This is a genomic window from Streptomyces sp. NPDC058663 (assembly GCF_042716745.1).
Classification (GTDB): Bacteria; Actinomycetota; Actinomycetes; order Streptomycetales; family Streptomycetaceae; genus Streptomyces.
Map to the genome: position 1 here is coordinate 39,205 of NZ_JBHXRV010000031.1, position 14,757 is coordinate 53,961.

Below are 14,757 nucleotides of genomic sequence, written 5' to 3' on the forward strand. Positions count from 1 at the left end.
ACGGACGCGGACCACGGACCCCGGCTGCCGTCGTCCCTCGCAGGGGGAGACCCGCTCCCTCACACGGCGAAGGCCCCGCCCCCCGCGCAGGGGAGCGGGGCACGAGCCGTCCCGGCCGGAACGCTCTCGCCCCGGCCGGCGAGGACCGGCAGCCGTGACGAGGACCGGCAGCCGTTATTCGGCCGCCGCCTCCGCCGAGGCCGCCGTCTTCTTCGCCGGTGCCTTCTTCGCCGTAGCTGTCGTCTTCTTCGCCGCCGAGGCCGTCGTCTTCTTGGCCGCGGTCTTCTTGGCCGCCGAAGCCGTCGTCTTCTTCGCGGCCGTCTTCTTCGCCGGCGCCTTCTTGACCGCCTTCTTGGCGGTCTTCTTCGCCGGCCCCTTGGCCCGCTTCTCCGCCAGCAGCTCGTACCCGCGCTCGGGAGTGATCTCCTCCACGCTGTCGCCGGACCGCAGGGTGGCGTTGGTCTCGCCGTCGGTGACGTACGGGCCGAAGCGCCCGTCCTTCACCACCACGGGACGCTCGCTCACCGGGTCGGTGCCCAGTTCCTTCAGCGGCGGCTTGGCCGCGGCGCGGCCACGCTGCTTGGGCTGGGCGTAGATCGCGAGGGCTTCCTCCACCGTGATGGAGAAGAGCTGGTCCTCGGTCTCCAGCGACCGCGAGTCCGTCCCCTTCTTCAGGTACGGCCCGTAGCGCCCGTTCTGCGCGGTGATCTCGACGCCCTCGGCGTCGACACCGACCACCCGCGGCAGCGACATCAGCTTCAGGGCGTCGGCCAGGGTCACCGTGTCCAGCGCCATCGACTTGAACAGGGAGGCGGTGCGCGGCTTGATCGCGTTCTTGCCGGTCTTCGGCGTCCCCTCGGGCAGGATCTCCGTCACGTACGGGCCGTAACGTCCGTCCTTCGCGACGATCTGGCGGCCCGTCTCCGGGTCCGCACCCAGCTCGAAGTCACCGCTCGGCTTGGCGAGCAGCTCCTCCGCGTACTCCACCGTCAGCTCGTCGGGCGCCATGTCGTCGGGGACGTCGGCGCGCTGGTGGTTCTCCGCGTCCTTCTCGCCCCGCTCGATGTACGGCCCGTAACGGCCGACCCGCAGCACGATCCCGTCCCCGACCGGGAACGACGAGATCTCCCGGGCGTCGATCGCGCCGAGGTCCGTGACGAGCTCCTTGAGCCCGCCCAGGTGGTCGCCGTCGCCGTTGCCCGCCTCGGACGCAAGCCCGGCCGCCTCGCCCTCGCCGAAGTAGAACCGCCGCAGCCACGGCACGGACTGCGCCTCGCCCCGCGCGATGCGGTCGAGGTCGTCCTCCATCTTCGCGGTGAAGTCGTAGTCGACGAGCCGCCCGAAGTGCTTCTCCAGCAGGTTGACCACGGCGAAGCTCAGGAAGGACGGCACCAACGCCGTGCCCTTCTTGAAGACGTACCCGCGGTCCAGGATCGTGCCGATGATCGAGGCGTACGTCGAAGGACGCCCGATCTCGCGCTCCTCCAGCTCCTTGACCAGCGAGGCTTCCGTGTAGCGGGCCGGCGGCTTGGTGGCGTGGCCGTCGACGGTGATCTCCTCGGCGCCCAGCGCGTCGCCCTCCGCGACCTGCGGGAGGCGCCGCTCGCGGTCGTCCAGCTCCGCGTTCGGGTCGTCGGCGCCCTCGACGTACGCCTTCATGAAGCCGTGGAAGGTGATCGTCTTGCCGGAGGCGGAGAACTCGGCGACCCGGCCGTCGGAGGCCGTGCCGGCGATCTTCACGGTGACGGAGTTACCGACCGCGTCCTTCATCTGGGAGGCGACGGTCCGCTTCCAGATCAGCTCGTAGAGCCGGAACTGGTCGCCGCTCAGACCGGTCTCGGCCGGAGTGCGGAAGCGGTCGCCCGAGGGGCGGATCGCCTCGTGCGCCTCCTGCGCGTTCTTGACCTTTCCGGCGTACGTCCGTGCCTTGTCCGGCAGGTACTGGGCCCCGTACAGCTGCGTCACCTGGGCACGCGCGGCCTGCACCGCGGTGTCGGAGAGCGTGGTGGAGTCCGTACGCATATAGGTGATGAAGCCGTTCTCGTACAGCTTCTGGGCCACCTGCATGGTCGACTTCGCACCGAAGCCGAGCTTGCGGGACGCCTCCTGCTGGAGGGTCGTCGTACGGAACGGTGCGTAGGGCGAGCGGCGGTAGGGCTTGGACTCGACCGAGCGCACGGCGAAGGAGGAGTCGGCGAGCGCGGCGGCCAGGACCCGGGCGTTCGCCTCGTCCAGGTGCTGTACGTCACTCTTCAGCTGTCCGGCCGCGTTGAAGTCGCGGCCCTGGGCGATGCGCCTGCCGTCGACCGTCGTCAGGCGGGCGACCAGGGAGGACGGGTCGGAGGCGTCGCCGGTGCGTCCGGTGGAGAACGTACCGGTGAGGTCCCAGTACTCGGCAGAACGAAAAGCGATGCGCTCGCGTTCCCGGGCGACGACCATCCGGGTGGCGACGGACTGGACACGGCCGGCCGACAGGCGCGGCATGACCTTCTTCCACAGCACCGGCGAGACCTCGTAGCCGTACAGCCGGTCGAGGATGCGGCGGGTCTCCTGGGCGTCGACCATCGGCTTGTTCAGCTCGCGCGGGTTCGACACCGCCTCGCGGATCGCGTCCTTGGTGATCTCGTGGAAGACCATCCGGTGGACGGGGACCTTGGGCTTCAGGACCTCTTGCAGGTGCCACGCGATGGCTTCGCCCTCGCGGTCCTCATCGGTGGCGAGGAAGAGTTCGTCCGACTCGGCCAGCAGCTCCTTGAGCTTCTTGACCTGTGCCTTCTTGTCGGAGTTCACGACGTAGATGGGCTGGAAGTCGTTCTCGACGTCGACCCCGAGGCGGCGCACCTCGCCCGTGTACTTGTCGGGCACCTCGGCGGCGCCGTTGGGGAGGTCGCGGATGTGCCCGACGCTCGCCTCGACTACGTACCCGGGGCCCAGGTAGCCCTTGATCGTCTTCGCCTTGGCAGGAGACTCGACGATAACGAGTCGGCGGCCGCCCTCTGCGGTCTCGCTGGTCGGGGACAACTTGGCTCTTCTCTCCGGTCGACGCTCGTGGTCACAAGCGGTGGTCAGTGGACGCCGGGCACGGGAGGTGCCGACGCGCAACGCTGCGGAGTGTGACGGTACAACCCGCCCCCGTGTCAAACGGCAAAAGCCCGAAAGCCCGCAACGGCCACTCGAGAGACGGTAACCCGACAATCGCCATTCCTGCCGCCCGGACCGCCACACCACCCCATACGGGTCCGGCCCCCGCGGCCCGCCGGACCACTACCGGGCCGGGCCGCCGACCGCCCTCCCGCCGGGTCCGCCCCGCCCGCCGCCGACCCCTGCGGACAACGCCGGTCCCGGCCCGCTACTCCGTCGCCCCCCTGTCGTCCAGCGGCAGCAGGAACCCCTGCTCCACCAGCGACCGGATGGCCTCCGGCGTCCGGTCCCGCAGCAGGACCGGGTCCTCGTCCATCAGCTGGGCGATGGCGTCCAGGATCTGTCCGGCGCTCAGCGTCCCGTCGCAGACTCCCGCGAAGCCCGCGCCGACCGTGTCCGCCCTGGTCGCCCGCCGCATGCCCCGGTTCTGGCGCAGCACCACGTACTCCGGGTCCTCGTCACCCGGCACCCCGATCTGCTCCTGCACCACTTCTTCGGCCAGGACGAACCGGTCGGCGAGCAGCCCCGCGTCGTCGTGCGCGCGCAGGTAGTCCTGGCGCTCGAAGTGGGCCCGGATCACCGGCCCGAGCGGCTGCTCGACGGGGTGCGGCCACTCCTCGACGGTGACCGAGGGGGAGCCCGGCGCGCCCGCCGCTCGCTTGCGGAGCGTGATCCAGCCGAAGCCGACCCCGGTGGTCTTCCGCTCCTCGAACTCCTCGAGCCACGCCTCGTACCGCGCCGCGTACTCGGCCGGATCGGTGCGGTGGTCGCCGCCGTCGCGCAGCCACAGTTCGGCGTACTGCGTGATGTCCTGCACCTCGCGCTGCACGATCCAGGCGTCGCAGTCCCCCGGCACCCACGAGCGGAGCCGGTCCTTCCAGTCCTCGCCGTCCACGTGCTGCCAGTTGGCCAGGAACTGGGCGTACCCGCCCTCGTTCAGCCGCTCCCCTGCTCCGGAGACGAGCGTGCGGCACAGGTCGTCGCCGCCCATGCCGCCGTCCCGGTAGGTGAGCCGGGCGCCGGGCGAGATGACGAAGGGCGGGTTGGAGACGATCAGGTCGTACGTGGCGTCGCCGACCGGCTCGAACAGCGAGCCCTCCAGCAACTCGGCCGCCGCGGCCCCCGACAGCGCGAGGGTGAGGCGGGTGAAGGCCAGGGCACGCGGGTTCAGGTCGGTGGCGGTGACCCGCACGGCGTGCTGCGCGGCGTGCAGCGCCTGGATGCCGGATCCGGTGCCGAGGTCGAGGGCCGAGCCGACGGGCGTACGTACGGTGATTCCGGCGAGCGTGGTGGAGGCGCCGCCGACGCCGAGCACGACGCCCTCCTCGCGGGTGCCCGCCCCGCCCGCTCCGCCGACCGCTCGTCCGAGGTCGGACACGATGAACCAGTCCTGGCTCTCGTCCCCGCCGTAGGGCCGCACGTCGACCCGTGCGCGCACCGCGCCGGAGTCCTCGTCGGCAGCCAGCCAGCCGTCGGCCAGGCACAGTTCCACCGGGAGTGCCTCGGCGGCGCGGGCCGCGGGCACGGATTCCTGGAGCAGGAAGAGCCGCACCAGGGTGGCGAGGGGGCCGTCGCCCCGGGTCGCCCGCAACGCGGGCACGGTCTCGCCGCGGGCCAGCGCGCTGTAGGCGGGCGCGCCGAGCAGATCGAGCAGTCCGTCGGCGGTGAAGGCGGCGGCGAGCAGGGCGTCCCGCAGGCGGGCCGCGTTCTGCGGGGTGGGCAGGGACTCGGGCAGGGGCGCGGAAAGACTGGTCTGACTCACTCGGCCATTGTCACCGCCGGCACTGACAATCGCCGTACCGGACAGCCCGGGGCGCCCGTTGTGCCGACCCCGTTCGAGCTTTCCGGCCTTCGCTGCCGACGCCATTCGGGCTTCCCCGCCCCTTGCTGCCGCGCCGCTACTGCGCCTTGCCGTACTTCTCGTTCGCCGCACAGAGGATCGGCTGGCCCGCGACCTTGCCCATGTCCTTGCCCAGCTTGTCGAGTCCCTTGGCGAACTCGCCCTGGTTCTTCGTGTCCAGCGCGTCGGCCTGCTTCTTCAGCTCGGCGAAGGACGCACTCCGCTTCTCCAGGTCCTGGATCATCTTCTTGTGCCGGTCCTCGCCGCCCTTGATCGGCGGTGCGCCTGCCTGCCGCAGCACCGTGATCAGCTCCTTGTCCGCGTCCACCATCTGCTGGAGGGACTCGGAGTCGGCCTTCTTGATGTCATCGGGCTTGCCGTCGGCCGTCACGGCGGCCATCGTGCGGTCCGCCTTCTTCCCCTTTTCGAGGGAGGCCTTCTCCTTGGGGCAGTAGGAGCCGAACCACGCCTCCGCCTCCTTCTTGGCCTTCTCCTCGGGGCTGTCCCCGCAGCCGGTCAGAGTGGTGGTCATCACGAGTACCGCACCGCCGGACAGTGCGGCCGCAAGCTTCTTGTTCACCGGATTGGTCCCTTCCAAGGTTCTCGGCCCCGGAACATACACGCCAAGTAGCCCGCCCCCGCGTGTCGGCCATCCGGTTTACCCGGCATTGAAGCCATTTGCACCAAGAGAGAGACAGCTCACGGCTCCCGTCCGCACACCCCCGCACACGGGCGGCCGACGCATCAACGCGCATCGGCCGCCCGGCTCCTGACCTGTTGTCACCCACTCGGCCACGGCATCCGCTACGGCGCCGCCTTCGTCGCCATGGGTGGTTTGGACTGCTCCGGTACACCTCCCGAGTTGCCTTCGTCACCCATCACGATGCCGCGCCGCTTGGACACGTACACCGCGCCGACGATGACCCCGAAGGCGATCACGGCAACCACGGCCCGCACCCACGGATTCGCGTCCACGCCGAAGCTGAACTGCACGATGGCGGGGGCGATCAGCAGCGCCACCAGGTTCATCACCTTCAGCAGCGGGTTGATCGCGGGGCCCGCCGTGTCCTTGAAGGGGTCACCGACGGTGTCCCCGATCACGGTGGCGGCATGCGCGTCGCTGCCCTTGCCTCCGTGGTGCCCGTCCTCGACGAGTTTCTTGGCGTTGTCCCAGGCGCCGCCCGAGTTGGCGAGGAAGACAGCCATCAGCGTGCCGGCCCCGATCGCGCCCGCGAGGTAGGCGCCGAGGGCGCCCACACCGAAGGTGAAGCCGACGGCGATGGGGGCCATGACGGCCAGCAGACCGGGCGTCGCCAGTTCCCTCAGCGCGTCCTTCGTGCAGATGTCGACGACCCGTCCGTACTCGGGTTTCTCCGTGTAGTCCATGATCCCGGGGTGCTCGCGGAACTGCCGGCGCACCTCGTGGACCACGGCTCCCGCGGACCGGGACACCGCGTTGATCGCCAGCCCGGAGAAGAGGAAGACGACCGCGGCGCCCAGCATCAGCCCGACCAGGTTGTTGGGCTGTGAGATGTCCATCACCAGGTTGACCGGCGCCCCTTCCCCGCTGGTCCGCACAATGCCCGCCTCCTCGGCCGCCTTGAGGATCGCGTCGCGGTACGACCCGAAGAGCGCGGCGGCCGCCAGTACGGCAGTGGCGATGGCGATGCCCTTGGTGATGGCCTTCGTCGTGTTGCCCACGGCGTCCAGGTCCGTCAGCACCTGGGCACCCGCCCCTGTGACGTCGCCGGACATCTCGGCGATGCCCTGCGCGTTGTCGGAGACCGGGCCGAAGGTGTCCATGGCGACGATGACGCCCACCGTGGTGAGCAGCCCGGTCCCGGCCAGGGCCACCGCGAAGAGCGCGAGGATGATCGACGTACCGCCGAGCAGGAAGGCTCCGTACACACCGAGCCCGATGAGCAGCGCGGTGTAGACGGCGGACTCCAGGCCGATGGAGATGCCGGCCAGGACGACGGTCGCGGGGCCGGTCAGCGACGACTTCCCGATGTCGCGGACGGGCCGCCGGGTGGTTTCGGTGAAATAGCCGGTCAGCTGCTGGATGAGGGCGGCCAGCACGATGCCGATGGCGACTGCGACCAGCGCCAGCATGCGCGGGTCGCCGCCGTGGGCGAGCACCGACTTGTCCGCGACGCCCGTCAGGCCGGCGTACGAGGACGGCAGATGGACGAAGACGGCCACGGCCACCAGCACCAGCGAGATCACGGCGGAGAGGAAGAAGCCTCGGTTGATCGCCGTCATGCCGCTGCGGTCGCTGCGCCGGGGTGCGACGGCGAAGATCCCGATCATGGCGGTGATCACCCCGATCGCGGGGACGATCAGCGGGAAGGCGAGTCCGGCGTCGCCGAAGGCGGCCATGCCGAGGATCAGCGCGGCGACCAGGGTCACGGCGTACGACTCGAAGAGGTCGGCCGCCATGCCCGCGCAGTCGCCGACGTTGTCGCCCACATTGTCGGCGATGGTCGCGGCATTGCGCGGATCGTCCTCCGGAATGCCCTGTTCGACCTTGCCGACCAGGTCGGCGCCGACGTCGGCGGCCTTGGTGAAGATGCCGCCGCCGACCCTCATGAACATCGCGATGAGGGCCGCGCCGAGGCCGAAGCCCTCCAGCACCTTCGGCGCGTGTTCGGCGTACACGAGGACGACGACCGCCGCGCCCAGCAGGCCGAGACCCACCGTGATCATGCCGACGACACCGCCCGTGCGAAATGCGATCTTCATTGCTTTGTGTGAGACGGTCGTCAGATCCTTTTGCGGCAGATCCTTTTGTGTCAGATCCTTTTCCGTCTCCCCCGCCCCAGGGGTCGCTTCCCGCGCAGCCGCCGCAACGCGTACATTGCTTCGTACGGCAAGACGCATACCGATGTATCCGGTGGCCGCCGAGAACAGTGCGCCGACGAGGAAGAACAGCGAACGCCCTATCCGTTGCGAGGCGTTGTCCGCCGGAAGCAGCAACAGCAGGAATACCACGACCACCGCGAAGATCCCGAGAGTGCGCAACTGCCGGGTGAGATAGGCATTCGCGCCCTCCTGGATGGCGGTGGCGATCTCCTTCATGGAGTCGGTGCCCTCGTCGGCCGCCAGGACCTGACGTACCAGCAGCTGAGCGACGATCAGGGCGGCGATCGCGACGGCCGCGATGACGATCACGATAAGCCGGTTGTCGTCCGTGAGGGAGACCGCGAGATACGAGAGGTGTTCGGACTGTGGGGAGTTGAGAAGTCCCGCCATTCGTCCTCCTTGATGCAGAGCTCAAGATGTGGACGGATTGTAGGTAGCGGAAGCTGATCTCAACAGAGTGCCGTTTACTGGATCACCGGAACACCTGCGGAAAATGACCGAGAACAAACGAAAGGCCCTGCTCAGCAGGGCCTTTCGAAAACCAATCGGGGAAATTCCTTCAGGGCATTACCACCGCGGAAGCGGTGGGCCAGCACATCCGGATGACTCCGCCGTTTTCCCCGTCGATGACCTGGAGGTCGTCGACGAGGCCACTGATCACGGCGAGACCCATGTCGTCCTCGCCGTCGGAGTCGAGATCCACCGATCCCGGCGCCCCGGACGCCACTCGCGTCCCCGGCTCCGGGCCTTCCGGTCCGGCAAGCTCGTCGCCGACCTCGATGGAGAAGGACTTCTCCTCCTCGGTCAGCGCGACCCGGACCGGCGCCGTGATGTGGTGCGTTCGGTGCAGGCCGACGGCCCGGGAGCACGCCTCGCCCACCGCGAGCCGGACCTCGTCCAGCACCGCCTCGTCGACCCCGGCCCGGCGCGCCACGGCGGCCGCCACGAGGCGGGCCGTCCTGACGTGCTCGGGCTGGGCGCTGAAACGGAGTTCCACGGTGGCCATTGCGCTCCCCCTCGGACGTTCGGGCGTGCGTCCGCAGGGGCCGGACCGGTGGCCCGGCACCCCACGTCGTACTGCTTGTTCTGCTTTGGGTCCTGCTCGCTTCCGGGGACCGGAAGCCGTCAGCCGGTCAGTCGGTGGCCGCGACGGCTTCGTCGACCGTGGTGTGAATCGGGAACACCTTGGTCAGTCCGGTAATCCGGAAGATCTTCAGAATGCGCTCCTGGTTGCAGACCAGGCGCAGCGAACCCTCATGGGCACGCACACGCTTCAGTCCGCCCACGAGCACGCCGAGCCCGGTGGAGTCGAGGAAGTCCACGCCCTCCATGTCGACGACCAGGTGGTAGCTGCCGTCGTTCACCAACTCGACCAACTGCTCGCGCAGCTTGGGCGCGGTATATACATCAATCTCGCCACCGACCTCGACGACCGTACGGTCGCCTGCGGGTCCGGTCACATTGCGAGTCGACAGGGACAGGTCCACGGATCCTCCAGCACCTTGCTATCGAGCGGCCGTCCCCCTGATGTCTCCCCGGCGGAGCCAGAGGACGGAACGCCAGCCGCGAAACGCATTCAATCACTTACCAGCAGGCGAGCACGACGCCTTGGGCCCATTGTCCGTCACGCCGGTGACACACTCGGCAGTGATGGCCACGAATCCCCGTCCCGTACGACCTCCCCGGAGCAGGGCCGAAGCCCCGTCTCCCGGCGAGGTCCTCGCCCGTCTCACCGCAGGGGGGAGCCGGGCCGCTCGCGTCACTCATACGGAGCACTTGCCCCCGCGGGAGGGCACCCATGCAGTGTGGCCCGACCGCATCCGCGGCGAAGTGATCGCGGCGATCCAGAAGTGCGGGATCGAGCACCCCTGGACCCACCAGGCACAGGCCGCGGAGCACGCCCTGGACGGCGAATCAGTGGTGATCGCCACAGGAACGGCCTCGGGCAAATCGCTCGCCTACCTGGCCCCGGTCCTCACGGCCCTGCTGGACGGCTCCGAGGCCCCCAACGGCCGGGGCGCCACCGCCCTCTACCTGGCCCCCACCAAGGCCCTCGCCGCCGACCAGCGCCGCGCGGTGAAATCCCTCGCGGCCCCCCTCGGCAACGCGATCCGCCCCGCGGTCTACGACGGCGACACCCCGGTGGAGGAGCGGGAGTGGGTCCGCCAGTACGCCAATCTGGTCCTGACCAACCCCGACATGCTGCACCGCGGGATCCTGCCCTCGCACCCCCGCTGGTCCTCCTTCCTCAAGGCCCTGCGGTACGTGGTCATCGACGAGTGCCACACCTACCGGGGCGTCTTCGGCTCGCACGTCGCCCAGGTCGTACGGCGGCTGCGGCGGCTGTGCGCCCGCTACGGGGCCGAACCCGTCTTCCTGCTCGCCTCGGCCACCGCCGCCGACCCGGCACTCGCAGCGGGCCGCCTGACCGGCCTCCCGGTCCAGGAGGTCGCCGACGACGCCTCCCCGCGCGGCGAACTCGTCTTCGCCCTCTGGGAGCCCCCGCTCACCGAGTTCCACGGCGAGAACAACGCCCCGGTGCGGCGTACCGCCACCGCGGAGACCGCCGACCTCCTCACCGACCTGATCCTGCACAACACCCGCACAGTCGCCTTCGTACGCTCCCGCCGGGGCGCCGAGCTGATCTCCCTGATCACCAAGGAGCGCCTCGCGGAGGTCGACCGCACCCTCCCCCGCCGGGTAGCCGCCTACCGGGGCGGGTATCTCCCCGAGGAACGCCGGGCCCTCGAAACGGCCCTGCACTCCGGCGAGCTCCTCGGCCTGGCGGCCACCACCGCCCTCGAGCTCGGCATCGACGTCTCCGGACTCGACGCCGTCCTCATCGCCGGCTATCCCGGGACCCGCGCTTCCCTCTGGCAGCAGGCAGGCCGGGCGGGCCGCTCCGGGGGTGGCGCCCTCGCGATCCTCATCGCCCGCGACGACCCGCTCGACACCTATCTCGCCCACCACCCCGAGGCCCTCTTCGACCAGCCCGTCGAATCCACCGTCCTGGACCCCGACAACCCGTACGTCCTCGCACCCCACCTGTGCGCGGCCGCCGCCGAGTCCCCGCTCACCTCCTCGGACCTGTCCCTCTTCGGGACGGCCGCCGAGCCCCTGTTGCCGTCCCTGGAAGCGGCCGGCCTGCTGCGCCGCCGCGGCACGTCCTGGTACTGGACCCGGCGCGACCGGGCGGCCGACCTGGCCGACATCCGGGGCGGGGGCGGCAGCCCCGTCCAGATCGTCGAGGAGTCCACCGGCCGCCTCCTGGGCACCGTCGACGCCGAGGCCGCCCACACCGCCGTCCACGAGGGCGCCGTCCACCTCCACCAGGGGCGCACCTACCTGGTGCGCCGACTGGACCTGGACGACTCCGCGGCCCTGGTCGAGGAGGCGAGCCCGCCCTACTCCACGACCGCCCGCGACACCACCGCCATCTCCATCCTGGGCACGGACGAATCCGTCCCGTGGGGCACGGCCCGCCTCCACTACGGCTCCGTCGAGGTCACCAACCAGGTCGTCTCCTTCCTCCGCCGCAAGCTCATCACCGGCGAGGTCCTCGGCGAGACGAAGCTCGACCTCCCGCCCCGCACCCTGCGCACCCGCGCCGTCTGGTGGACCCTCACCGAGGACGACCTCGACACGGCCCGCCTGACGCCCGAGATCCTCCCCGGCGCCCTGCACGCCGCCGAACACGCCGCCATCGGCCTCCTCCCGCTCTTCGCCACCTGCGACCGCTGGGACATTGGCGGCGTCTCCATCCCGCTGCACCCCGACACGCTGCTGCCCACGGTGTTCGTCTACGACGGCCACCCGGGCGGCGCGGGCTTCGCCGAGCGCGGTTTCCAGACGGCCAGGGCCTGGCTCACCGCCACCCGTGAAGCCATCGCGTCCTGCGAGTGCGAAGCCGGCTGCCCGTCCTGCATCCAGTCCCCCAAGTGCGGCAACGGCAACGACCCCCTCCACAAACGAGGCGCTCTCCGCCTGCTCACCGTCCTCCTCAACGCCGCCCCGCCCTCCACCGCCCCGTAGCCCGCCCGCCTCGCCTCCCGCAGTCCCCCCGGCTCCCCCTCCCGGCCCCGCCCGAGCCCTCACCACCACCTCGTAAGGTCCCACCGCCGCCCCCACCGAGACGTCCGCCACCTCCCCCCGCACCGCACACCCCACCACCCGCACCTCCTGCGCCCGGGCCACCTCCTCCGCCTTCCGGCAGGCCGCTCCCTCTCCGCGCATCCACTCGCCGGCCGCCGCCAGCGCCGCCAGGTCCGCACCGCCGCCCGCCCGGTGCCGCGCCACCACCGCCTGCCCCATCGCGAGCACCCCCGCGAACACCACCCCCAGCACCGCGATCACCCCGAGCGCCCACACCGTGGCCGACCCCCGATCACGCCCCCTCGCCGCCTGCCGGCCCTTCCCCCGCGCCCGCAGTCCGCCCCTCCCCCTCACGGGCTCGCCCCCACCGTCTCCTCCGCCAACGCCACCGCCTCGGCCCGCAGCGTCAGGCCCAGCCCGCCGGGCCCCGGCGCGGGAGCCGTCACCAGCACCCGCACCAGGTCTCCCTCCCGCCGGAGGCCCACACTCGCCCCGTGCGGCGCCGCCTGCCGGACCGCTTCCTCGGTCGCGGGCCGCGGTTCCTGCCGGGCCGCAGCCCGCGCGCCGGCCCTCGCCGCGTCCACACACTGGATCTGCGCGGCGGCCGCCATCAGCGCCAACACCAGGGACATCCCGAGCATCACCAGCACCGGCAGCACCAACGCCGCCTCGGCCGTCACAAACCCCCGGTCACCGGCACCCCCTGCGCCTCCCCCCGCCCGGTCGCGCACCTCCTCCCGATCAGAACTGCACATCGAGCGCCCTCCCCACCGCCGCCTGCAACGCGGACGACACCGCACCGCTGTTGACGACCTTGTAGAGCACCGCAGCGAAGGCGCACGCCGCGATCGTGCCGACCGCGTACTCGGACGTCGTCATCCCCGCATCCCCGGCCCGGCGCCCCAGCACCGACACCCGCCGCACACCCCGTACCGCCCAGCCCCGCATCCGCTTCCCCATGCCAACCTCCTCGTTTCCTGCACCAGTTCGCCGGTCCTGCGCAACCCACCCGAGCTCCGCCCGAGCAACCCCTCCTCCCCGCCCGCGTCTCGTCAACGTGTGGCCCTCGTCACCGCCCGCACCTCCATCCGCACCGCGTCCCGCCCGCGTCTCCTTCGGCACCGCGTGGCTGCCCGCACCTCCATCCGCACCGCGTCCCCGCCCGCGCCCCGCCGCCTCACCCGCCCGCCAGCAGCCCGTCAGCCAGCCCGATCACCACCGGCGCGACCCCCATCACCAGGAACGCCGGCAGGAAGCACAGCGAGAGCGGTACGACGATCAGTACGGCAGCCCTGTTCGCCCCGGCCTCGGCGGTGCGCGCGCGTTCAGCCCTGAGCCGGTCTGCCACCCGGGCCACCGGGCCCGCCGCCGGGGCTCCGCTGCTTCCGGCCCGCTCCAGGCACCTGGCGAGCCCCGCAGCCCCTGGCAGGGCGCCCAACCGCCCCCATGCCTCCGCCGGTTCACCCCCGAGGCGCAGCTCGGCCGCCACCCGCGACAACCGCTCGCCGACCGGCCCGCCGAGCGACGCCCCCACGGCTTCGGCCGCCTCCCGGGGCCCGGCCCCCGACGCCACACAGGCCGCCAGCAAGTCCGCCGCCAGGGGAAGTTGCCGCCCCGCGGCGGCCTCCTCCGCCGCCACCTCGCCCCGGGGCTGCCGCCTCCGCTGCCAACGCCGTACGCCCGCCGCCGCAGCCGCTCCGAGCAGGCACCCCCAGACACCGCCCACGACCACCCATCCGGCCACCACCGCCGCCGCGGGGGCGGCCCAGTCCCGCGCCCAGGCCGTGGCGCCGCCGAGCCTCGTCCGGCGCTGCCCGTACATCGCCGCCTCGACCGCCAGCAGTGCCGCGAGCCGTCGTTTCGCCTCGCGCTCCCGCCGTCGGCCCACTACCGCCAGGCCCAGGCACCCCACGGCCGCACCGGCCGACACCACTACCCCCAGCCTGTGGACAACCTCCCCGTTCACCCGCCCGCCCCCTCTCCGCTCCGTACGATCCGCCGGGCCCACAGCAGGCCCCCGGCCTCCAGCAGCCCGCCCACCACCAGGCATCCGAGCCCGAGCGGCGTGTGCAGCAGCACCGCGAGCGGGTCGGCGCCCATCGCGCTCCCGATCACCACCCCCACCACGGGCAGCAGCGCGAGCAGCCCCACCGTCGACCAGGCCCCGGAGAGCCTGGCCCGCAACTGCTCCCGGCGGTCCCGCTCGTCCCGCAACGCGGCCTCCAGCCGGTCGAGCCCCGCCGCGAGTCCGGCCCCGCTGCCCACCGACACCTGCCAGCAGACCGCGATCCCGACCAGCCCCTCCGCCCCCGGCTCACCCGCCGCCCGGTGCAGGACCACCGGCACATCACCCCCGAACCGGGCGGCCGCCAGCACCTCCGCCTCCGCGGCCCCCAGCCCCCCGGTGTCCGCGGCCGCCGTGCACAGGGCCTGCCCCGGCTGGCTGCCAGCTCTCAGTTCCCCGCTCACCGCCCCGCACAACGCGATCACCCGGTCGGCCCGCAGCCCACGCGCCCGCGCCGCCTCCCGTGCCCGCAGCTGCCGTCCCACCAGAGGCACCGCCACCGCCCCGAGGACCAGCGGAATCACCGACTCCCCGAGCGCGGCGACAGCTCCGGCCACGGGCAGGCACAGCCACTGGGGCCGCACCCGCTCCCGCGCCAGCCGCCACAGCACCACCCATGGGGGCACCCCCCGCCCCTCCACCGGCCCGCCGGCCACCACCAGCCTGGCCCGCCGCGCCTGGTGCTCCCACCCGACCAGCAGATAGGCCGCCAGCCCCGCGCACAGCATCGCCGCGTACCCCGCGGCTCCCAGCACCC

11 protein-coding genes and 1 pseudogene are annotated in these 14,757 nt (G+C 71.7%); 1 reads left to right on the forward strand and 11 read right to left on the reverse strand.

Annotation, left to right across the window (positions count from 1 at the left end; genetic code table 11):
• Positions 1 to 174: 174 nt before the first annotated feature.
• The 6 genes from topA to ACFWVV_RS22655 form a co-directional block, all read right to left on the reverse strand.
• Positions 175 to 3,021: a type I DNA topoisomerase gene (gene topA / locus ACFWVV_RS22630; RefSeq protein WP_384353861.1), complete on the reverse strand. Its 2,847-nt coding sequence runs from the start codon at positions 3,019 to 3,021 to the stop codon at positions 175 to 177.
• 328 nt (positions 3,022 to 3,349) lie between these two features.
• On the reverse strand, positions 3,350 to 4,903 hold the full coding sequence (locus tag ACFWVV_RS22635) for a methyltransferase (RefSeq protein WP_384353863.1): 1,554 nt from the start codon (positions 4,901 to 4,903) through the stop codon (positions 3,350 to 3,352).
• A 136-nt stretch (positions 4,904 to 5,039) separates the two neighbouring features.
• The gene (locus ACFWVV_RS22640) at positions 5,040 to 5,561 is read right to left on the reverse strand and encodes a small secreted protein (RefSeq protein ID WP_384353865.1); all 522 of its coding nucleotides are present in this window, start codon (positions 5,559 to 5,561) and stop codon (positions 5,040 to 5,042) included.
• Positions 5,562 to 5,785: 224 nt separating this feature from the next.
• Positions 5,786 to 8,233, reverse strand: a complete 2,448-nt coding sequence (locus ACFWVV_RS22645; protein WP_384353867.1) for a sodium-translocating pyrophosphatase — start codon at positions 8,231 to 8,233, stop codon at positions 5,786 to 5,788.
• A gap of 169 nt (positions 8,234 to 8,402) precedes the next feature.
• Positions 8,403 to 8,849 (reverse strand): ATP-binding protein, encoded by a 447-nt coding sequence (locus ACFWVV_RS22650; protein WP_384353869.1) that lies wholly within the window; start codon positions 8,847 to 8,849, stop codon positions 8,403 to 8,405.
• Between the two features lie 127 nt (positions 8,850 to 8,976).
• Positions 8,977 to 9,330 carry an STAS domain-containing protein gene (locus ACFWVV_RS22655; protein WP_185033884.1) on the reverse strand — a complete coding sequence of 118 codons (354 nt, stop codon included), beginning with the start codon at positions 9,328 to 9,330 and terminating at the stop codon, positions 8,977 to 8,979.
• A 40-nt stretch (positions 9,331 to 9,370) separates the two neighbouring features.
• Between ACFWVV_RS22655 and ACFWVV_RS22660 the strand changes: the two genes are divergently transcribed.
• On the forward strand, positions 9,371 to 11,875 hold the full coding sequence (locus ACFWVV_RS22660; protein WP_384353871.1) for a DEAD/DEAH box helicase: 2,505 nt from the start codon (positions 9,371 to 9,373) through the stop codon (positions 11,873 to 11,875).
• Positions 11,876 to 11,929: 54 nt separating this feature from the next.
• Here ACFWVV_RS22660 and ACFWVV_RS22665 read toward each other — a convergent pair.
• From ACFWVV_RS22665 to ACFWVV_RS22685, 5 genes and pseudogenes are all read right to left on the reverse strand, one after another.
• Positions 11,930 to 12,289 (reverse strand): annotated as a pseudogene (locus tag ACFWVV_RS22665) (Rv3654c family TadE-like protein); the annotation flags it as partial.
• On the reverse strand, positions 12,286 to 12,690 hold the full coding sequence (locus tag ACFWVV_RS22670) for a TadE family type IV pilus minor pilin (RefSeq protein ID WP_384353873.1): 405 nt from the start codon (positions 12,688 to 12,690) through the stop codon (positions 12,286 to 12,288). The pseudogene ACFWVV_RS22665 and the gene ACFWVV_RS22670, both read right to left, overlap by 4 nt.
• Positions 12,677 to 12,895 carry a DUF4244 domain-containing protein gene (locus ACFWVV_RS22675; protein ID WP_384353875.1) on the reverse strand — a complete coding sequence of 73 codons (219 nt, stop codon included), beginning with the start codon at positions 12,893 to 12,895 and terminating at the stop codon, positions 12,677 to 12,679. Before ACFWVV_RS22675 ends, ACFWVV_RS22670 begins: the two co-directional genes overlap by 14 nt.
• 217 nt (positions 12,896 to 13,112) lie before the next feature.
• The gene (locus ACFWVV_RS22680; protein ID WP_384353877.1) at positions 13,113 to 13,901 is read right to left on the reverse strand and encodes a type II secretion system F family protein; all 789 of its coding nucleotides are present in this window, start codon (positions 13,899 to 13,901) and stop codon (positions 13,113 to 13,115) included.
• Positions 13,898 to 14,755 (reverse strand): type II secretion system F family protein, encoded by an 858-nt coding sequence (locus tag ACFWVV_RS22685; RefSeq protein ID WP_384353974.1) that lies wholly within the window; start codon positions 14,753 to 14,755, stop codon positions 13,898 to 13,900. The genes ACFWVV_RS22680 and ACFWVV_RS22685 overlap by 4 nt, the downstream gene beginning before the upstream one ends.
• Positions 14,756 to 14,757: the final 2 nt, after the last annotated feature.

Coding starts and splice junctions, on each gene's coding strand:
- ACFWVV_RS22645 (WP_384353867.1), bottom strand. CDS start 8,233: ATGGCGGGACTTCTCAACTCCCCACAGTCCGAACACCTCTCGTATCTC.
- ACFWVV_RS22650 (WP_384353869.1), bottom strand. CDS start 8,849: ATGGCCACCGTGGAACTCCGTTTCAGCGCCCAGCCCGAGCACGTCAGG.
- ACFWVV_RS22660 (WP_384353871.1), top strand. CDS start 9,371: ATGTCTCCCCGGCGGAGCCAGAGGACGGAACGCCAGCCGCGAAACGCA.
- ACFWVV_RS22670 (WP_384353873.1), bottom strand. CDS start 12,690: ATGTGCAGTTCTGATCGGGAGGAGGTGCGCGACCGGGCGGGGGGAGGC.
- ACFWVV_RS22675 (WP_384353875.1), bottom strand. CDS start 12,895: ATGGGGAAGCGGATGCGGGGCTGGGCGGTACGGGGTGTGCGGCGGGTG.